The sequence below is a fragment of the Rufibacter hautae genome (assembly GCF_008271695.1).
GTDB lineage: Bacteria > Bacteroidota > Bacteroidia > Cytophagales > Hymenobacteraceae > Nibribacter > Nibribacter hautae.
The window spans coordinates 1,353,266-1,371,720 of record NZ_VKKY01000001.1; the positions used below are offsets into that span (position 1 = coordinate 1,353,266).

Below are 18,455 nucleotides of genomic sequence, written 5' to 3' on the forward strand. Positions count from 1 at the left end.
TTTGTTTATTTCACCTAACCCATAATGCCATGCTAAGAATGACTCGCTTACTTTTTGTGCTGGTTTTGCTGCTGGGTTCTTTGCCCATAACGGCGCAAACAAACAAGCTACCCGCGCTGATTGACCGGGAAATCTTCTTCGGGGACCCGGAGATTGTGAATGCCCAGATCTCGCCCGATGGTTCGTTTATTGCCTTCATCAAGCCCTACAAAGGCACCCGCAACATATGGGTAAAGAAGCGCGAAGAACCCTTTACGGCCGGTAAGCCCATGACCGCCGATGTTGCCCGCCCCATTATCAATTACTCCTGGTCCAGAGACGGGAAAACGTTGCTGTACGTGCAGGATAAAGGCGGCAATGAGAACTTCCATGTCTACGCAGTGCAGCCCGCTCAGAAGTTGGAGGCCGGACAAGAAGTACCCGCCGCCCGTAACCTCACCAACGTACCCAACGCCAGAGCCATCCTCTACCTTGCTCCCCTGTCAGAACCCAACATTATCTATGTAGGCTTGAACGACCGTGACAAAGCCTGGCATGACCTATACCGCCTAAATCTGACCACCGGCGAAAAGACGCTGGTGCGCCAGAACACCGACCGCATTACCGGCTGGACCTTTGACTGGAACGATAAACTGCGCCTGGCCACCCGCTCCAAGCCAGACGGCAGCACTGAAATTCTGCGGGTAGATGAAAAAGAACTTCAGCCCATTTACAGCGCCACCGTTTTTGAAACAAGTGCCCCCATAGGGTTCCACAAAGACAACCAACGCTTCTACCTGAGAACCGATAAAGGCAACCGCAACCTGCAACAACTGGTGCTGGTAGACCCGGTCACCTTAAAAGAAGAAGTGGTAGAAACAGACCCTAAAAACCGGGTAGACGTGGGCCAGGTGCTCCTCTCTGAAGTAACCCGCGAGCCCATCTTTATCGCTTATCAGGATGATAAAATGCGCCGTACCTGGAAAGACAAAACCTATGAAAAAGACTTCAGCGCCCTAGAGAAGAAGTTTCCGGGCCAGATGGTGCTCCTGGGTTCTTCCACCATAGATGAGCAGTACTGGATAGTGAATGTCCTCAGCGATGTGAACCCCGGAGAGGTGCACCTCTTTGACCGTAAAACCAAGCAGCTCACGTTCCAATACCGGCCCAGGCCGAAGTTACCGGTGAAGGATCTAGTTACCATGCAGGTCATCCGGTACAAATCCTCTGACGGTCTGGAGATACCCGCCTACCTTACTTTACCTAAGAATTCTACCGGAAAAAACCTGCCTTTGGTAGTGGTGCCGCACGGTGGTCCCTGGGCCCGTGACGTATGGGGCTTTAACAGCTATCACCAGTTTCTGGCTAATCGTGGGTATGCGGTGCTATCGCCTAATTTCAGGGGCTCCACTGGCTTCGGGAAAGAATTTCTGAACGCAGGGAACAAGGAATGGGGCCAGAAGATGCAGGATGATATTACCTGGGGCGTAAAACACCTTATTGCGCAAGGCACCGTAGATTCTAAACGGGTAGGCATCATGGGAGGCTCCTATGGAGGCTACGCTACGCTGGCTGGGCTGGCCTTTACCCCAGACCTGTACGCCGCCGGAGTTTCCATTGTGGGACCTTCTAATCTGCACACGCTGCTCACCACTATTCCGCCCTATTGGGAATCTGTCCGGAAGCAATTTTCTGTACGCATGGGGGATGTGAACACTCCAGAAGGAAAAGAACAATTGGCCCGCCAATCGCCGCTGAATTCCGCTGACAAAATCAAAGCCCCGTTAATGGTAGTGCAGGGCGCCAATGACCCGCGGGTAAACAAAGCCGAGTCTGACCAGATTGTGATCGCCCTCCGCACGCGCGGCTTCCCGGTGGAATACCTGGTAGCCCCAGACGAAGGCCACGGCTTCGCCCGTCCCGTGAACAACATGGCCATGCTGGCTGCCGCCGAAAAATTCCTGGCCAAGCACCTGGGCGGCCGCTACCAAAAATCTATGCCTCCGGCCGTGGCTACGCGTTTGAAAGAGATTACCGTTGACGTAAAAACCGTAGCGCTTTCTTCGCCCAGCACCGCCGAGAAAGATTGACCGGCCAGGCTGTTTCTTCCGGGAACATGGTTTTCTATCAAACAGCAAAATATAGGCTATCAGTCCTTTAACCATACCAAAACCATTTTTGACCTGTTCTCAGGAAAAGAGGCCGGAATCACCAAGTTCCGGCCTCTTTGGCTTTCATCACCGGTGAAGCCGAAGCGTTACAAAAACTTAATATTTTGAATATCAACAATATAAATCTATCTTCATCACATCAAGCGCTTGCCCAGAGTTCTACCTTCCTCTTCCGCTCCTTACTTGGGAGAGGTCTTTTAAAGGAATAACCTAGGGAAAGCCCCACTGGAGAAGGCACATCGCCTTCCAGAAACAACAAAGGGAAACAGGGGAAGCTGTCTCTAAACACCTGACCGGTTTTGGCTAGCGCCTGCGCTTGGGTGCCCTGCAGAGGATGGTAGTCTATGAGAAAGCACACTGGCCAGTAAACCTTCTCCACCCATGAAAAAGTCTTTCCTGATCTTCTATTGTGTGCTGAGCGTGGCACTTCCGGCGCTGGGGCAAACCCTTACCAGGCTAGACGGGAGCAAGATCCCGGCGGCGGCACTGGGCCGCAAAATCCAGGAACTGATGCAGGCGGCCAAGGTGACGGGACTGGCGGTGGCGGTGTTCAACCAGAACAAACCGGTCTACCAGAAGACCTTCGGGTATAAGAATGCCCCTACAAAGGAACCCATCAAAGCCACCACCAATATCTACGGCGCCTCCCTGAGCAAAGCGGTGTTTGCGGTGCTGGTGATGAAACTGGTAGAAGAAGGAAAACTGGACCTGGACAAACCCCTGCAAAGCTACCTGCCTAAGCCCATCTATGACTACGCGCCCGCCACCAAATGGCAGGACCATTACCAGGATCTGAAACAAGACTCGCTGTACCGCCAGATCACCGCCCGCATGTGCCTCAGCCATACTACGGGGTTGCCCAACTGGCGCTGGGACGAGCCCGATGAAAAGCTACGGGTGAAATTCAAGCCGGGCCTGCGGTACAGCTATTCCGGCGAGGGTTTGGTGTACCTGCAGACGGTGCTGGAGAAGATGCTGGGCCAGAACCTGGAAGAAATGATGCAGCAGAGGATATTCGGGCCGGCGGGGATGGTCAATTCCTCTTACACCTGGCAGCCTCGGTTTGACCAAGACTACTGCCTGGGGCATTCGGCCACGGGAACCGTCTATGAAAAGGACAAGGACAACGAGGCGCGGGCCGCCAGCACCCTGGAAACCACTTTGCAAGACTATACCCTGTTCACGCAGGCCGTACTCCAGCACCAGCTGCTTTCCAAGGCCAGCACCAAAGCCATGTTCACGCCGCAGATCCGCATCAGGTCTGTGCAGCAGTTTGGCCCTTTGCGTCTGCAGGAATCCGCCGCCAATGACGGCATTAACCTGGGCTACGGGTTAGGCTGGGTTTTACTGCAGTCAAAGTACGGCCCGGGAGCTTTCAAAGAAGGTCACGGCGATGGCTTCCAGCACTACTCCATCCTATTTCCGGAGCGCGGTGCGGGCATTGTGCTCATGAGCAACAGCGACAACGCCGAGAGCATTTTCAAAGATTTGCTGGAAGTGGCCCTGGCCGATACGTTCACGCCCTGGTACTGGGAGAACTACATTCCCTACGACCACACCGCGCAGAAGAAATAACCACCAGCACAACGCTTACGGGGCACATCCGCCCGCCGGCGATTTGGCCCCAATTTTAGAAAAACAGTTGAAAACCAGAGAAAAGAAAGAGACCGTAAACCAACCGCTTATGACGCACATCGCCTCTTAGATAAGTTTTCACCATTCAGCATGCCTTAGCACCTACCCAAAATTCAATGTTATGAAAGAGCAACAAGCGTATCAGCAGAAAATAGTCCCGTTCCTTTGGTTCGATGACAATGCCGAGGAGGCGATGATGTTTTACACCTCTATCTTCAAGAACTCAAGAATCAAATTCATCTCCCGCTACGGCGAGGCGGGCCCGGGTCCCAAGGGAAAGGTCATGACCGGGAGCTTTCTCCTGGACGGGCAGGAATTCATGGCCCTTAACGGCGGTCCCACCTATGCGTTCACCCCGGCCATCTCGCTTTTCGTGAACTGCGACACCCAGGAAGAGGTGGATGATTTCTGGGAGAAACTCTCTGAAGGTGGCTCTACCCAGCGCTGCGGCTGGTTGAAGGATAAATTTGGGGTATCCTGGCAGATTGTGCCTACTGCCTTGGGCCAACTCATGCACAGCCCCGATGCCGAGCGAACCACCCGCGTGATGCAGGCCATGCTGCAGATGGAGAAGATTGACATTGCCACGCTTCAACAAGCTTTTGGGGATGTGGTAACCGCCTAATCTTTGTATCTTCCGCCCTGGTAGAACCTTAGGGGCATAAGGCTGTTGCAAGCTTTATGCCCCTAAGGCACTTATGCGCCTATGCCAAGGGAGCTTCTTTTCGTAAATAGCAGCTCCCCGGGCCAGGCACCACCGCCCCTAAACACCATCTAACCCATGAATGCGCGTCAAGAACTGATCCGGTTGATCTGGGATGCCGTGAAAGGCAAGGAGCAGGACTATACCCGCCTGAGCCTTAAAAGGTCCATTTTGCTTTTGGCCACGCCCATGATTCTGGAGATGCTCATGGAGTCTTTGTTTGCGGTGGTGGATATCTTCTTTGTGGGTCGATTGGGTCCGGCGGCCATTGCCACGGTAGGCCTCACAGAATCTGTGCTCATGATTGTGTACTCAGTGGGCATGGGCATCAGCATGGCGGGTACGGCCATGGTGGCCCGGCGCGTGGGTGAAAAGAAGTACAAACAAGCTGGCACCACCACGTTTCAGTTGCTGGTAACCGGTGCGGTACTGGCCGTGCTGCTGGGCACCCTCACGGTGCTGCTCGCCGAGGATATCCTCCAGCTCATGGGGGCCTCGCCCGAGGTGCTGTCCATGGGTGTGCCGTACGCCCAGGTCATCTTCGCGGGAAATCTGGCCATCATTCTGCTGTTCCTCATCAACGGGGTTTTCAGGGGTGCGGGGCAACCCCACCTGGCCATGCGTACGCTGTGGTTTTCCAACGGGATCAACATCATTCTGGCGCCGCTGCTCATCTTCGGGCTGGGCCCCATAGAAGGCTTGGGACTGACCGGGGCGGCCTGCGCTACCACCATCGCCCGCAGTTTGGGCGTGCTCTACCAGTTCTACCACCTGTTCAACGGCAAGCACCTGCTCAAGATCACGCGGGAGAACATGGTGCTGCGCTACAAAGTGGTGACCAAGATTCTGAAGGTATCGGCGGGCGGCATGGGCCAGTTCATGATCGACTCGGCCAGCTGGATTTTCCTTACCCGCATCATCGCCGAGTTTGGGAGCAACGCGCTGGCCGGCTACACCATCGCCTTCCGGATCATCACCTTCACGCTGCTGCCGGCCTGGGGCCTGTCCTCGGCGGCGGCCACGCTGGTGGGCCAGAACCTGGGCGCCGGGAAGCCCCGGCGGGCCGAGATCTCGGTATGGCTTACGGCCCGGTACAACATGATCTTTCTGGCGGTGGTCACGGCGGGTTTCTTTCTGTTTGGCGAGCACCTTTCCAGCTTTTTCACCCAGGAGCCCGAGGTGATCTCCATTGCCTCTGAGGGTTTGACCATCATCACGCTGGGGTACGTTTTCTTCGGGTTGGGCATGGTGATGGTGCAGGCCTTCAACGGCGCCGGCGACACCAGAACGCCCGCCTTTATCAACATTCTGGTGCTCTGGATTATTGAGATCCCGCTGGCCTACCTGCTGGCCATTCACCTGGGCTTCGGGATAACCGGTATTTTCGTGACCATCGCCTGCAGCCACTCCAGCCACGCCTTGGTGAGTTGGTGGGTATTCCGGCGGGGCCGCTGGAAAGCAGTGAAAATCTAAGGGGAAGCACAGAGCAGGCACCTCCCATTTCTGATTATAGGCTATTTTCAAAAAATCTGCCCTAAAACGCTTGCCGAAGGAAAAGTGACGGACCTTGTACGTTCGGGTATATTTCTGATATTCATAACAGTATTTCTAGAACCCGTAAGTTGCATGAAAGAATTCGCCCTACTTTTCAGAAGGAACATCACTTCAGCAGAAGCGCAGCCCTCCCCCGAGCTGCTGCAGACCTATCTGGCCCAATGGAGTACCTGGATAAGCAAGCTGGCAAGCCAGGACGTGCTGGCGCCCGGCGGAAATCATTTCTCCCCGGAAGGCAGAGTGCTCAGGTCCAATCAGCAGATAACCGAAGGTCCTTACACGGCGCAGCAGCAATCAGTGGACGGGTACCTACTGGTGCATGCCCAAGACCTGGAGGCGGCCGTTGCACTGGCAGGTGAATGCCCTCTTCTACAGGGCGAAAACACCAGTGTGGAGGTGCGCGAGATTGCCGAACCAGGGAAACTGTAAGGCTCTTATGCGACGCATTCTATTCCTTTCACTTCTTGTTTTCGGCTCATTTTGCAGTTTCGGGCAGAAAACGCCTTTGCTGAAAGTCAGCGCCAATAAGCGGTACCTGGAAACCCCAACCGGCCAACCGTTCTTCTGGCTGGGCGACACGGCCTGGGAACTACTCCACCGGCTGAACCGCGAGGAGACAGACCTTTACCTCAAAGACCGAGCAAGCAAAGGCTTTACCGTCATCCAAACGGTAGTGCTGGCGGAGCTGGATGGCTTGAAAACGCCCAATGCCTACGGGCACCTTCCCCTGCTCAACCAAGACCCTTCCCAACTAAATGAACCGTATTTTACCCATGTAGATTACATGCTCAAGCGGGCGGAGAAGCTGGGCCTTTACGTTGGCCTGTTGCCCACCTGGGGCGATAAATTCCACAAAGCCTGGGGCGTGGGCCCCGAGATTTTCACGCCCAAGAACGCTAGACAGTTTGGCCAGCTTTTGGCAAAACGATACGCAAAACAGCCCAACCTCCTCTGGATTCTGGGCGGCGACCGCTGGCCCGAAAACGAGGAAGACAAGCAGATCATCCGGGCCATGGCCCAGGGCATCAGGAGCGTGGACCAGCAACACCTCATCACCTACCACCCCAGCGGCGAGAAAAAAGCCTCTGATTTCTTCAATGAAGACTGGCTGGATCTGGACATGTTCCAGGCGGGGCACAGCCGGCAAAGCTATGATTATAAGTATGTGCGCGACAGCCGGAAAGTAACCCCTGCCCGCCCCGTGATCAACGGCGAACCCCGCTACGAAGACCACCCCGACCGGTTCAAGCCCGAGGAGTTCGGCTGGATGGATGCCTCAGACGTTCGTTCCTCCGCTTACTGGACCATGCTCTCCGGGGCGGCGGGCTACACTTACGGCGCGCACGGCATCTGGCAGATGTACCAGGCCAACCGAAGCTCCGTCAGTTGGGCCAGAACCAGCTGGAGAGCGTCCTTAGACCTTCCCGGGGCAATCCACCTTTTGCACCTGAAAAAGCTGCTTTCTGCTTTCCCGTGGCAGCAACTGCGCACCGACCAAACCCTGATTCTGAACGACAATCCCGTAGGGGAAGCCCATCAGGTAGTGGCCATGGGTGAGCAAAAGGATTTCTTGCTGGCTTATACGCCCATGGGCAAAGCTTTAAAGCTGGATCTTTCCATACTGGCAGAAAACAAATGGCAAGCTTTCTGGTTTAACCCTAGAGACGGGCAGTGGAAGAAGATAGGAGAATACAACCGCACCGATCAGCCCACCTTTACCCCTTGGTCTGCAGGCAGAGGAAGCGACTTTGTTTTAGTACTTCTGCCGGTAAACTCGCCCTACCAACTCCCCCGGTAAGAACCATGCCCCCTGCCAGACGCTTTTTGTCTGAACCTCCCCCACCCAGTACGCTTCTAGAGTACCGTTTTCTGAGGTTACATCATGGACAAAAAGCTTATAACGCTGGCGTTTCTGCTCTGCTACTGTTGGGGATTACACGCCCAACCGGCTCCTGCTGCAAAAGAGATCCGGCAGGTTGAAAACAACCTGATCCCGTTTGTGCCGGTCAACGGCTTCGCGGGGTGGAACCTCCATGAACGGATGAAGCACTACCGCGTGCCCGGCCTCAGCATTGCGGTGATCAAAGACTTCAAAATTGCCTGGGCGAAAGGCTACGGCTTAGCCGATACCCTCAAGAAAACGCCGGTCACTACCCAAACGATGTTCTCGGCGGGTTCTATCAGTAAGCTGGTCATGGCCGCCGCAGCCCTGCGCCTGGTGCAGGACGGCAAATTAGCGCTGGACGCCCCCATCAACCAGTATCTCACCTCCTGGAAAATCCCGGAAAACGACTTCACCCGTAAAACCCCCATCACGCTCAGAATGCTGCTGAGCCACACGGGGGGCACCACCCAATCTTCTTACTTCGGGTTCACGCCAGACAAAAAGCCGATGCCCACAATCGTGGATATTCTGAGCGGCACGGCCGTGGCAGAGAGCAGACCCGTGGTGGTGAACAGCGAACCAGCTAAGGAATTCCGTTACTCGGGCGGGGGCAGCATTATTGCGCAGTTGGCTTTGATGGATGTCTCAAAGATGGACTTTGCCTCTCTGGTGAAAAAGACGGTGTTTGACCCGTTGGGCATGCAGCACTCCACCTTCGCGCAACCGTTGCCACTTGAATTTTCCGCCAAAGCGGCGTGGGCGTATTCGTCGGCGCCCTGGTTTAAAGGCATGCCGTACGTGTATCCCCAGCAGGCCGCCGCCGGTTTGTACACCACTCCCACAGATCTGGCCAGGTTCTTCATTGATCTTCAAAACGGATACCGGGGTAAGGGGAAGCTTCTGCAGCAGACGCTCGCCCAACAGATGTTCACGCCGCAAGTCACGGTGTCCGAAGGGTTTTACAAAGAGCAGATGGGCCTGGGTCCGTTCTTGCTGCAACGCACCGACAACCAAGAAAACAAGGGCATCTACTTTGAGTTTACCGGGGTCAACGCCGGGTTCCTGGCCTACGGAATCGCGAGCCTCACCGAAGGCTACGGGGTGGTCATTATGCTGAACTCCGGTGATGACGTGAACGGGTTGGGCAAAGAGATCAGACGAGCCGTGGCGAAGACGTATGGCTGGTACCACTTCCTCCCGGAGGCCATCACGCCTCTTGCTTTAAGCACTGCCGAGCTGGACCAGTTCACCGGCCGTTACCGGCGCGGTCCCGATGAAGTGGTGTACCTGCGCCGGGAAAAGAACTACTTGGTAGAGAACGTCAACGAAGGTGCAGACATTTACACCTTCCCGGTCACCAAAGACACCTTGATCTTCACTGATTTCAACATCAAAGGATTCGTGCGCCGCGATGTAACGGGCCACGTTGCTTCCCTACAAACTGCCTGGCAAGACAAACCCATGCCCCGCATGAAAGCCGATGAATTCACCCCCAGCGAACACCTGAAAGCGCAGCGGTTTGCAGAGGCCAAAGAGGGTTTCCGGCAGTTGAAGATGAATGAATCCCAACTTACGTATTTGGCCTACGAGCTGCTAAACAAGCCCACACCAGCTTTAGCGGCAGCCAAAGCCATCCTGGAAGTAGCGCTGGAACAACACCCCACCTCGGCGATGGTGCAGGCCCGTTTCGGGGACTATTTTGCTAAAATGAACGATAAACCCAACGCCATCCGCTCCTACTCCAAAGCCCTGGAACTGGACCCTTCTGATCTCCAAGCCAAAGAAAAACTGAGCCAGCTAAAGAAAGAACCATAAGTTCTAACCAGCCAAGCTACTCGCTCTTTTAGAAATTAACTTCGATAGAACCATCACCCAAAAATCATGACCCGAATCTGCCTTGCTCTGCTACTCACCTTGTCGGTGCACCTGTGCTTTGCTCAGGTAGACACGGCACGGATTCGGGAGATCATCCAGAAACAGGCTGCCCAGCAGCGCTTCTCAGGCACCATTCTGGTGGCGGACAAAGGTAAAATTGTGCACCAAGCCTCCTTCGGGGTGAAAGACCAAGCTACGCAGGAACCTATAGACCACCAGACCAGATTCGGGATTGCGTCTATCACCAAAATGGTCACGGCCCTTGTCATTCTGCAGCTGGTGGAGGAAGGCAAGTTGTCGCTGCAGGACCGGGTGAGCGAGCTCCTGCCCTCGTTCAAGTTTCCGTACCAGGACAAGCTCACCATACACCATTTGCTGTTGCACATCTCGGGGCTTCCCCGCGAAGAAGACACGTTGTACTACGCGCCTATCACGCCTCAGGCTTTTGTGCAGCAGGTGTTAGCCGCCGGGGCCAAGGCCGGAGAATTTGACCAGTTCCACTACAACAACCTGGATTACGTTCTCCTGGGCCTGATCATTGAAGCCAAATCCGGCACTACCTGGCAAACCGCGATTAAGACCAGAATCATTGACAAGCTCCGGCTGGCCAACACCGGTTTTCTGGTGAAAGGGAAACTTCCCGCTAATTTTGCCCAGCCTTATTCTCTGACCAAAGACGGCAACCTGGCCCGGGACCCTGATCTTTATTTGGAAAATTACTACGCCGCGGGATGCATGTACTCCAACGCCCCAGACCTGCTCCTGCTGGACCAGGCGCTGTACGGGAACTCTCTGCTCAGCGAGAAAAGCAAAGCCTTGCTGTACACCTCCTACCCCCAATACAACTACACCGGGTACAGCGTCTGGACCTATCACTACCCCTTCGCGGCTACCAAGCCCCTCATCATGGAACGGCGTGGCGGCATTCTGGGCTCCAACTCGGCGCTGGTGCGCATGCTGGACGCCAACAAAACCATTATCATCCTCAGCAACACAAATCAATTCAATCCAGATTCTTACGGCGACAAGGAAAACCTGCGGGAAGCCCTGCTGATGGAATTAGGCAAAGCGCCCCGCTAACTCGTGTGCGGAAACAGGTGAAACGCCTGCTTCCGGTTTGCTGCTTAGAATCAAAATACAACCCAAAAACCTATGTATCCAATGAAAGCCATTTACATTACCTTGGTCGCTCTTCTGGGCATGACGTCCTGCGCTGGGCTCAATTCCACTACCTATATTAAACCCAATGACAGCTTTGTCTTAGGCAATAATGAGCACGGTGCTTTTCAGGTGAATCTGAAAAACACGTCCAAAACCAACTTATCCATTCACCAGGCGCCTATTAACGGAGGCAAACATTCTACTCTCAATGTAAAACCCAACCAAAGGGCCAGCGTGAAAGTGGACAAAAACACCGCGGTGATCATCACCAATGGTTCCAGTGACACGGCCGCCGTGAGCCTGAAGGTAACCGGTGATCTGGGTCTCTCCATGGGCTACAAAAATCAATAACCCGCCCCAAGCAATGCCTCCCTGTTTCTGGGCTGTTTTTTTAAAGTAGCCCAGAAACAGGCTTTTGGGAGTGGGGTCTTTTCAGAAAGCATCGTTAACTTGTGGGTAGCCAGAAAGATGTAACCTAAAACCAGTTCTTATGACTACGGCCACCCCTACCACCATTGATCACTACATCGCTGGTTTTCCGGAAGACACGCAAAAGGTATTGGAGCAGATTAGGGCGAGGGTGAAAGAGTTAGTCCCAGAGGCGGAGGAAACGATCAGTTACGCGATCCCCACGTTCAAGCTCACGAACAAGCCCTTGGTGTATTTCGCGGCGTATAAAAACCACATCGGGGTTTATCCGGCGCCGGTAGAAGACCTTGGCTTCAAAGAAGCGGTTGCCGGTTATAAAACCGGAAAAGGAACCGTTCAACTTCCGCTGAACAAACCGCTACCCCTAGACCTGATCACCAGAATTGTGGAATTCAGGAAGAACGAAATCGCGGAGAAGAAAGCAGGCCAGCAGAAGTCAAAATAAACTGCCCCAACGGACACTTTACTCTTTAAGGATAGCTCCTGATTCATTGCACCAAGGGCTTTCTTCATCCTTCTTCTGCTGACTTCCTTCTTTTGGATACAACATCAAGAGATTGGGCTACGTCCGTGGCCGCACGTTTCCTCACCTTTGTCTTACTCAAAAGAAGACATTCACTTAAAAGGTAAAAACATGGAAAGATTAAGAAAAACAGAGTTAGGAAGCCAAGGCTTGGTGGTACCAGTTTTAGGCTTGGGCTGCATGGGCATGAGCAAAATCGGCGGGGCCGATATCTACGGCACCGCCGATGAAGCAGAGTCCATCAGAACCATTCACCGGTCTCTGGAACTGGGCGGCAATTTCCTGGACACCGCCGATCTGTACGGGCCCTTGGAAAACGAACGGCTGATCTCCCGCGCCATCAAAGGCAACCGAAATCAGTACATCATCGCCACTAAATTCGGGTTTGAGATTGACGACCTGGGGCAGATGACCTGGCAAATCAACGGCCGCCCCGACTACGTGCGGAAAGCGGTGGAACGCTCCCTCCAGAACCTGGGCACCGACTACATTGACCTGTACTATCTGCACCGTCTGGACCCCAACACGCCCATTGAAGACACCGTAGGCGCCATGGCCGATCTGGTGAAAGAAGGCAAAATGGGCTACATCGGGCTTTCCGAGGTTTCTTCGGAAACCATTAGAAAAGCGCACGCCGTTCACCCGCTAACCGCCGTGCAGACGGAATATTCCCTGTTTGAGCGGGAAGTGGAGGAAGCCGGGGTGCTGGACACGCTGGCGGAGTTGGGCATCGGGTTTGTGCCTTATTCGCCGCTGGGCCGTGGGTTTATCTCCGGCGACATCAAAAGTCCGGACGATTTCCCCGCGGATGATTTCCGGAGAGGCATGCCGCGTTTTCAAGGCGAGCAGTTTTACAAGAACATAGAGCTGGTGCAGGCCATCAAAGCCCTGGCGGAGGAAAAAGAAATCACGTCGGCGCAACTGGCGCTGGCCTGGATTCTGGCCAAAGGCTTCGTGTCTATTCCGGGGACCAAAAAGGTGAAGAACTTGGAGCAGAACATCGCGGCCACGCACCTCACGTTAACGCCTGAAGACATGGCCCGTCTGGAGGAAATCGTGCCGCTGGGCACTTCCACCGGCGCCCGCTATGATGCGGTTTCCATGTCCATGATTAACCTTTAAAAGCAAGTTGGTACGGGAAGCTTAGTCAAAAACTTCCCGTACCTTTTCTCTCTCATTCTCTGGCGTATGAAAAAGCAACCCAATAGCCCTTACATCATTAAATCCGTTTCTGAACTGCACCGGCTGTTGGGCATCCCTCAGCCCGAGCACCCTTTGGTGAGCCTGATCAACCTGAGCGACCTTAGAGATGCCTGCCAGACCATGCTGGGCAGCTTTGTGTATAGCTTTTACACCGTCTGCATCAAGAAAGGCTTTCAGGGTAAACTGAAATACGGGCAAAACTACTATGATTTCGATGAGGGCGTGATGACGTTCTTCTCGCCCGGCCAGGTCATCTCCACCGATGCCACGGATGAGATTTCCCTTTCGGGTTGGTGGCTCATTTTCCACCCAGATTTTATCCAGAACTATCCGTTGGGCAAGAAAATCAAGGAGTACGGGTTCTTTTCGTACGCCTTGAGCGAGGCGCTGCACCTGTCAGAAAAGGAAGAGGCCGTGCTGGAAAACATCAAGAACAACATCGCGCAGGAATACACTTCTGCCATTGATTCTTTCAGCCAGGATGTCATTATTTCGCACATTGAAGTGTTGCTCAATTACTCTAACCGCTTCTATAACCGCCAGTTCCTTACCCGCAAGAACACCCACCATGATTTGCTGGTGAAGCTGGAAACGGTGCTGAACGAATACTTTCAAAACGGGCAAGTGCAAGAAACGGGGCTGCCCACCGTGCAGTTTGTCTCCGAGAAACTGAACCTCTCACCCAATTACCTCAGTGACATGCTACGCAGCCTCACCGGCCAAAGCACCCAGCAGCACATCCAGAACAAACTGATTGAGAAAGCGAAGGAGACGTTAAGCACTACTTCGCTTTCGGTGAGCGAGATTGCGTACGGGTTGGGTTTTGAGTATCCGCAGTCGTTCAGCAAGCTGTTCAAGAGCAAGACCAACGTATCGCCGCTTGAGTTTCGGCAGTCTTTTAACTAAACCGTGCTCAAAACGCCACACGATCAGGCCGCCGCTGACCTTTTGGGCAGACAACAGTTCTTGTACTTCTGCCCGCTGCCGCAGGGGCAGGATTCATTGCGGCCCAGCCGCTTGCCGTAGGGGTTGAGCAGTTCCCGGAAATTCAGCCTAAAACGCCGTTTGGGGTTCTGCTTAAAGATGCGGGTGAGCATGGCGTACAACCGCGGGTGCTTCTCGGCCATCTGGCCCGGTTTCTCAAAGAAATACTCCGTAGACACGGCAAAGAACTCGGCCTCATTGGTGGCTGCGTACGGGTTGATGTCTGATTCTCCTTTCTTGATCTCCTTTATCTTGCGGTCTACCAGCGCTTGCCACGGCTGAATCAACTCATCGGGCAGGTAGGTGGTGGGTGTTCCGTTGATCTCGCCGTCGGCCTGGTCCAGCAGGTGCGCAAACTCATGGATGCCCACGTTCTGCCGGTCGGCCATGTCATTGAAGCCGCGCTCCAGGGCGGGCTTGGAGAGGGTCACGTAATGGTCGTTCTGGAACGGATTCACGCGGCCCAGCACCTCCGAGACGGCTTCGCTGTCTTCGTCTTTGAACCGCTCCAGGCTGCCGGGGAACACCAACACCTCGCCCAGGTTCTGGTACTCCCAATCCTGTATCCCGAAGATGGGGATAATGGCGCTGGCCGCCACCAAAATGCGGGTGGTATCGTCAATAACGGTCTCAATGCCGGTGATGCGCTTCTCAGACAGAAACAACTGCATCATCTTCTCAAAACGCTCTTTCTCGGCATCGGTCTTAAGGGTGTGGTAAAAGCCCACCCGGTCGTTGAGGATCTTGCGCCACTCCGCCGGAAACTCCTGCGCCAGCACTTTCTTGCGCCGGCGGTTCTTGCGGGTGGCCCACCGGAAGAAGATGGTACAGATGATCCCTACAAATACAATGAATGCGACAGTTCCCATAGGGCATACCAACGTGTAAGCGGCAGGAAAGATGCCTTTCCGCGCAGCGTATAAAATTAGCTTTCTTCCCTGTCCATTTCCAACGCCAGAACACCAAGGAGTTTAGGGGCCGTTTTGAGGAAAACAAGCCTTAAACAAGCCTGCGGTAAATTGTATACGTAGTTTTGTGCGGCCCGCTTTTTCTTTTTACTTTGGTCTATCCCGCTGTCAATCCAGAACCCTTTCAACAAACCTGTACCCCTATGCCCGCCACCGCGCTCAGCCCCCAGGATTACCTAGATGCCCTGCCCCAAGACCGCCAAGCGGCCATAGAAGCCTTGCGCCAAACCCTGCTGCAGAACCTACCCGCCGGTTTCCAGGAGGAGATAAGCTACGGGATGATTGGGTACGTGGTACCACACACGCTGTATCCGGCGGGCTACCACTGTGACCCCAAACTGCCTTTGCCCTTCCTGAGCATCGCGTCGCAGAAGAATTTCATTGCGGTCTACCACATGGGCCTGTACGCCAACCCAGAACTGCTGGCCTGGTTTACTTCTGAGTACCCCAAACACAGCAAAACAAAGCTGGACATGGGCAAAAGCTGCATCCGGTTCAAAAAGCCAGACCAGATTCCGTTGGCGCTCCTGGGCGAGCTGGCCCGCAAAATGACACCCCAAGACTGGATCGCACTGTACAAATCGGCCTTCAACAAGTAGGTTCTGGCTTGCGCTTCAGGCTTGTTTTTCAAAAATCGGCCTTAAAATATTCTCTCTGTTTTCTTTACCCTAACAACACCCGCAGACGCGCATGAGACAAGTAGTGCTTTTTATCGCGATGAGCCTGGACGGATACATTGCGAAGGAAGATGACAACATTGATTTTCTGAACCAGGTGGAGCGGCCCGGCGAGGACTACGGCTACGCGGCGTTCCAGACCACGGTAGACACCTTGATCTGGGGCCGCAGAACCTATGATAAGATCCAATCCATGAACTTGCCCGAGTTTATGCACAAAGACAAGAAGTGCTACGTGCTCTCCAGAACCCAGACCGGGCAAGACGAGAACGTGGAGTTCTACGGCGGAGACCCCAAAGACCTCATATCTTCCTTGAAACAGCAGCCCGGCAAAAACATTTACTGCGACGGCGGCGGGCAGGTGGTGGCGGCCCTGCTCCAAGAAAACCTCATAGACAAGCTCATCGTCTCCATTATCCCGCATCTGCTGGGCAGCGGCATCAGGCTGTTCCAGGACGGGCGGCCGGAGCAGAACCTGGTTCTCACCAGGAGCAATACGTTCCCCTCTGGCTTGGTGCAACTCTGGTATGACTGCGTGAAACCAGCGGATTAACCTAAAAACTTTTCTTCTTTTTCAGGGAAAAAAGGCTTTGGACTGTCTTCTAGAAAAGGATTTTCCTTTTGTTTTGCGCCACCGGAGACATGAACCCATGAAAAAGATTTTGATTGCAGGCCTAGGCTTATTTCTAGCCAGTTGCCAGGAAAAGGAAGCAGACGTAAAACCGGTTGCCCCTGTGGCGATCTGGCAGGAAGACGACCGCTTTCTCTTTGATGCCCGCCTTCAGACCAACAGTTACGCAGACGGCAACAGCCTGTACCTGATGGGCCTGAACAATTTCACCCGCCTCACCCAGGAAAACGGCAAGAATGTTTCCAGCCGCAGCCTGCTGGAGCGGGTCAACAACCCTACCCAGTACAAGTACCCTATCTCTAAAACCCTCACGGCGGTGGCTTATGACGAGGTCACTGTGGTCGTCTACCCTACGCACTATCCGTCCATCCAGTCAGGGAAGGGCATTCTCATGACCAGGATAGACCCCGGGTTCCAAGCCTTTGATTTTGCGAGCGCCGCCACGGGCGAATGCATGGCGCTCTCCAACGACAACGTACTGGCGGTGCCTTACCGCGCCACAGACGGCATGAAGATTCTGCTGGCCAAACTGCAGGTCACGCCCAGCAGCACCGGTTTGTATGACCATGTGCAGGTCCTGGATACCAAGGTTGTGCCCCTCCACCCGTACCACGTGCCCACCCAATACGTGGGCAAACACCCCGAAGGCTTCTACGTGGCCAACGGCGAGGCCACCTACCTGCTCTCCCCAGACGGCACCCTGCAGAAACTCCGCGATAGCGGCTTGCAGCGCGTGTTCCCCTACAAGCAACAGGTCTACGGCCTGTTCAACGATGGCCTGCACGCCTCCCCTGACAGGAAAAACTGGACCTTCAAAGCCGATATAGAAACCCTGAAACTGCTCTCCTACGCCAGCCTGCACGACACCCTACTCCTAGGCACCTTCAACGACCAGGTATTTCAGATCAGGATAAAACCTGCCTCCATCAACATGCTGGAACTGAAAAATGACGGCCTGAAAGGAAACAAAATCACCTCGGTGTCACTCTATGACCATAAAGTGTATGTGACGACCCTCTCGGGGGTGTTTGTCAAAGACGAGAAAGACTTCCTCTCCTACAAAGACGCGCAATAATGCCTTTTACCCAAACCTACCATTCAAAACTGAAAGAACTCCCTGGCCCGTGTGAACAGACCAGGGAGTTCTTTTTGAAGGTTGCCGTTGGGTAAAGAAACTTATTCTTCGCTGGGTTTGGTCATTTGGTGCATGGTGGCGGCGACCATGTTGTCGGGCATGAGTTTGGTGGCGCCTACCATCATTTTGCTTCGCATACCCGAGATCACCTCCAGTTTACCGGCCATGAGCGCCTCGTAGCCGTCTTTGGCCACTTTAGCCGGATCATCCAGGTCCTGCTCTTTCACCATCTTGGACTCCTCCATATCGGCTTTGTGGAAGAACTCGGTATCAGTAGGGCCAGGCAGCAGTTTGGTGAGAGTGACGTTCGTTTCTTTGATCTCGTCCTGCACCGCTTCTGAGAACGAGGAGACAAAGGCTTTGGTGGCATGGTACACCGCCTGCAAAGGCCCCGGCATCTCGCCCCCAATAGAACTCACCATCAGAATCTTGCCCTCGTTGCGAGCCACCATTTCCTGCAGGTACAGCTTGGTGAAGGTGAGATACGCCCCGATGTTGAGTTGCACGATGTCCAGCTCACGGTTGATGTCGGTGTCCACAAACTCGCCGTACTGGCCCTGTCCGGCGTTGTTCACCAGCACATTTACCTGCAGGCCGCGGGCTTTCACTTCGTCGTAGACCTCAAAGGGAGCCTGGCGCAGGAACAGGTCTTTGGCCAGCGTAACCACCTCCACCCCGTGGTTCTGCCGGAGCTCGGCGGCGCGCTGGTCTAACTCGGTCTGGTCGCGGGCTACCAAAATAAGGTGATAGCCGTTCTGGGCGAAGATCTTGGCGAGCTCGTACCCAATGCCTTCGGTGCCGCCCGTGATCAGGGTATATTGCGTGTCTTTAGCCATGTCATTACCGGTTTAGGTGAGCTTTTTTAAACGAGGACGCTTTTGGCTGGTTTACTAAAAAAGGTAATTTATAGAATTACCTCAAGACTTATCTGCCCAACTAAAA

Annotated in this window: 17 protein-coding genes; 15 read left to right on the plus strand and 2 right to left on the minus strand. The window is 54.2% G+C overall.

Annotated elements, in window-relative coordinates; genetic code table 11:
- Positions 1 to 38: 38 nt before the first annotated feature.
- The 12 genes from FOA19_RS05110 to FOA19_RS05165 all read left to right on the plus strand — a co-directional run bounded on the left by FOA19_RS05110 (position 39) and on the right by FOA19_RS05165 (position 14,024).
- On the plus strand, positions 39 to 2,069 hold the full coding sequence (locus tag FOA19_RS05110) for a S9 family peptidase (protein WP_149090490.1): 2,031 nt from the start codon (positions 39 to 41) through the stop codon (positions 2,067 to 2,069).
- Positions 2,070 to 2,531: 462 nt separating this feature from the next.
- The gene (locus tag FOA19_RS05115) at positions 2,532 to 3,725 is read left to right on the plus strand and encodes a serine hydrolase domain-containing protein (RefSeq protein ID WP_149089688.1); all 1,194 of its coding nucleotides are present in this window, start codon (positions 2,532 to 2,534) and stop codon (positions 3,723 to 3,725) included.
- A gap of 181 nt (positions 3,726 to 3,906) precedes the next feature.
- A complete protein-coding gene (locus FOA19_RS05120) occupies positions 3,907 to 4,410 on the plus strand; it encodes a VOC family protein (protein ID WP_149089689.1) in 504 nt (167 codons plus the stop codon).
- Between the two features lie 156 nt (positions 4,411 to 4,566).
- Positions 4,567 to 5,961, plus strand: coding sequence for an MATE family efflux transporter (locus FOA19_RS05125; protein WP_149089690.1), 1,395 nt, complete (start codon positions 4,567 to 4,569; stop codon positions 5,959 to 5,961).
- A 153-nt stretch (positions 5,962 to 6,114) separates the two neighbouring features.
- Entirely contained in the window at positions 6,115 to 6,471 is a 357-nt protein-coding gene (locus FOA19_RS05130) for a YciI family protein (RefSeq protein ID WP_149089691.1), read from the plus strand.
- 7 nt (positions 6,472 to 6,478) lie between these two features.
- On the plus strand, positions 6,479 to 7,840 hold the full coding sequence (locus tag FOA19_RS05135) for a glycoside hydrolase family 140 protein (RefSeq protein ID WP_149089692.1): 1,362 nt from the start codon (positions 6,479 to 6,481) through the stop codon (positions 7,838 to 7,840).
- 84 nt (positions 7,841 to 7,924) lie between these two features.
- Entirely contained in the window at positions 7,925 to 9,742 is a 1,818-nt protein-coding gene (locus FOA19_RS05140) for a serine hydrolase domain-containing protein (protein ID WP_149089693.1), read from the plus strand.
- Positions 9,743 to 9,808: 66 nt separating this feature from the next.
- The gene (locus FOA19_RS05145; RefSeq protein WP_149089694.1) at positions 9,809 to 10,882 is read left to right on the plus strand and encodes a serine hydrolase domain-containing protein; all 1,074 of its coding nucleotides are present in this window, start codon (positions 9,809 to 9,811) and stop codon (positions 10,880 to 10,882) included.
- 72 nt (positions 10,883 to 10,954) lie between these two features.
- Complete coding sequence (locus tag FOA19_RS05150) at positions 10,955 to 11,314, plus strand: hypothetical protein (RefSeq protein WP_149089695.1); 360 nt, start codon at positions 10,955 to 10,957, stop codon at positions 11,312 to 11,314.
- 139 nt (positions 11,315 to 11,453) lie between these two features.
- A complete protein-coding gene (locus FOA19_RS05155) occupies positions 11,454 to 11,837 on the plus strand; it encodes an iron chaperone (protein ID WP_149089696.1) in 384 nt (127 codons plus the stop codon).
- Between the two features lie 189 nt (positions 11,838 to 12,026).
- Positions 12,027 to 13,037 (plus strand): aldo/keto reductase, encoded by a 1,011-nt coding sequence (locus FOA19_RS05160; protein WP_149089697.1) that lies wholly within the window; start codon positions 12,027 to 12,029, stop codon positions 13,035 to 13,037.
- Positions 13,038 to 13,103: 66 nt separating this feature from the next.
- Entirely contained in the window at positions 13,104 to 14,024 is a 921-nt protein-coding gene (locus FOA19_RS05165; protein WP_149089698.1) for a helix-turn-helix domain-containing protein, read from the plus strand.
- 23 nt (positions 14,025 to 14,047) lie between these two features.
- On the opposite strand, the gene FOA19_RS05170 is transcribed toward FOA19_RS05165, so the two are convergent.
- Entirely contained in the window at positions 14,048 to 14,971 is a 924-nt protein-coding gene (locus FOA19_RS05170) for a M90 family metallopeptidase (protein WP_149089699.1), read from the minus strand.
- Between the two features lie 242 nt (positions 14,972 to 15,213).
- Here FOA19_RS05170 and FOA19_RS05175 point away from each other — a divergent pair, with 242 nt between their 5' ends.
- From FOA19_RS05175 to FOA19_RS05185, 3 genes are all read left to right on the plus strand, one after another.
- The gene (locus tag FOA19_RS05175) at positions 15,214 to 15,669 is read left to right on the plus strand and encodes a DUF1801 domain-containing protein (protein WP_149089700.1); all 456 of its coding nucleotides are present in this window, start codon (positions 15,214 to 15,216) and stop codon (positions 15,667 to 15,669) included.
- 91 nt (positions 15,670 to 15,760) lie between these two features.
- Positions 15,761 to 16,300, plus strand: a complete 540-nt coding sequence (locus FOA19_RS05180) for a dihydrofolate reductase family protein (protein WP_149089701.1) — start codon at positions 15,761 to 15,763, stop codon at positions 16,298 to 16,300.
- Between the two features lie 97 nt (positions 16,301 to 16,397).
- Positions 16,398 to 17,453 carry a hypothetical protein gene (locus FOA19_RS05185; protein WP_149089702.1) on the plus strand — a complete coding sequence of 352 codons (1,056 nt, stop codon included), beginning with the start codon at positions 16,398 to 16,400 and terminating at the stop codon, positions 17,451 to 17,453.
- A gap of 101 nt (positions 17,454 to 17,554) precedes the next feature.
- Here the strand turns inward: FOA19_RS05185 and FOA19_RS05190 are convergent, their stop codons facing one another.
- Positions 17,555 to 18,349, minus strand: coding sequence for an SDR family NAD(P)-dependent oxidoreductase (locus tag FOA19_RS05190; RefSeq protein ID WP_149089703.1), 795 nt, complete (start codon positions 18,347 to 18,349; stop codon positions 17,555 to 17,557).
- Between the last annotated feature and the right edge of the window lie 106 nt (positions 18,350 to 18,455).

What these genes read in the sequence shown, in the direction of transcription:
- FOA19_RS05110 (WP_149090490.1), top strand. Translation starts at nt 39, where the DNA reads ATGACTCGCTTACTTTTTGTGCTGGTTTTGCTGCTGGGTTCTTTGCCC.
- FOA19_RS05115 (WP_149089688.1), top strand. Translation starts at nt 2,532, where the DNA reads ATGAAAAAGTCTTTCCTGATCTTCTATTGTGTGCTGAGCGTGGCACTT.
- FOA19_RS05120 (WP_149089689.1), top strand. Translation starts at nt 3,907, where the DNA reads ATGAAAGAGCAACAAGCGTATCAGCAGAAAATAGTCCCGTTCCTTTGG.
- FOA19_RS05125 (WP_149089690.1), top strand. Translation starts at nt 4,567, where the DNA reads ATGAATGCGCGTCAAGAACTGATCCGGTTGATCTGGGATGCCGTGAAA.
- FOA19_RS05130 (WP_149089691.1), top strand. Translation starts at nt 6,115, where the DNA reads ATGAAAGAATTCGCCCTACTTTTCAGAAGGAACATCACTTCAGCAGAA.
- FOA19_RS05135 (WP_149089692.1), top strand. Translation starts at nt 6,479, where the DNA reads ATGCGACGCATTCTATTCCTTTCACTTCTTGTTTTCGGCTCATTTTGC.
- FOA19_RS05140 (WP_149089693.1), top strand. Translation starts at nt 7,925, where the DNA reads ATGGACAAAAAGCTTATAACGCTGGCGTTTCTGCTCTGCTACTGTTGG.
- FOA19_RS05145 (WP_149089694.1), top strand. Translation starts at nt 9,809, where the DNA reads ATGACCCGAATCTGCCTTGCTCTGCTACTCACCTTGTCGGTGCACCTG.
- FOA19_RS05150 (WP_149089695.1), top strand. Translation starts at nt 10,955, where the DNA reads ATGTATCCAATGAAAGCCATTTACATTACCTTGGTCGCTCTTCTGGGC.
- FOA19_RS05155 (WP_149089696.1), top strand. Translation starts at nt 11,454, where the DNA reads ATGACTACGGCCACCCCTACCACCATTGATCACTACATCGCTGGTTTT.
- FOA19_RS05160 (WP_149089697.1), top strand. Translation starts at nt 12,027, where the DNA reads ATGGAAAGATTAAGAAAAACAGAGTTAGGAAGCCAAGGCTTGGTGGTA.
- FOA19_RS05165 (WP_149089698.1), top strand. Translation starts at nt 13,104, where the DNA reads ATGAAAAAGCAACCCAATAGCCCTTACATCATTAAATCCGTTTCTGAA.
- FOA19_RS05170 (WP_149089699.1), bottom strand. Translation starts at nt 14,971, where the DNA reads ATGGGAACTGTCGCATTCATTGTATTTGTAGGGATCATCTGTACCATC.
- FOA19_RS05175 (WP_149089700.1), top strand. Translation starts at nt 15,214, where the DNA reads ATGCCCGCCACCGCGCTCAGCCCCCAGGATTACCTAGATGCCCTGCCC.
- FOA19_RS05180 (WP_149089701.1), top strand. Translation starts at nt 15,761, where the DNA reads ATGAGACAAGTAGTGCTTTTTATCGCGATGAGCCTGGACGGATACATT.
- FOA19_RS05185 (WP_149089702.1), top strand. Translation starts at nt 16,398, where the DNA reads ATGAAAAAGATTTTGATTGCAGGCCTAGGCTTATTTCTAGCCAGTTGC.
- FOA19_RS05190 (WP_149089703.1), bottom strand. Translation starts at nt 18,349, where the DNA reads ATGGCTAAAGACACGCAATATACCCTGATCACGGGCGGCACCGAAGGC.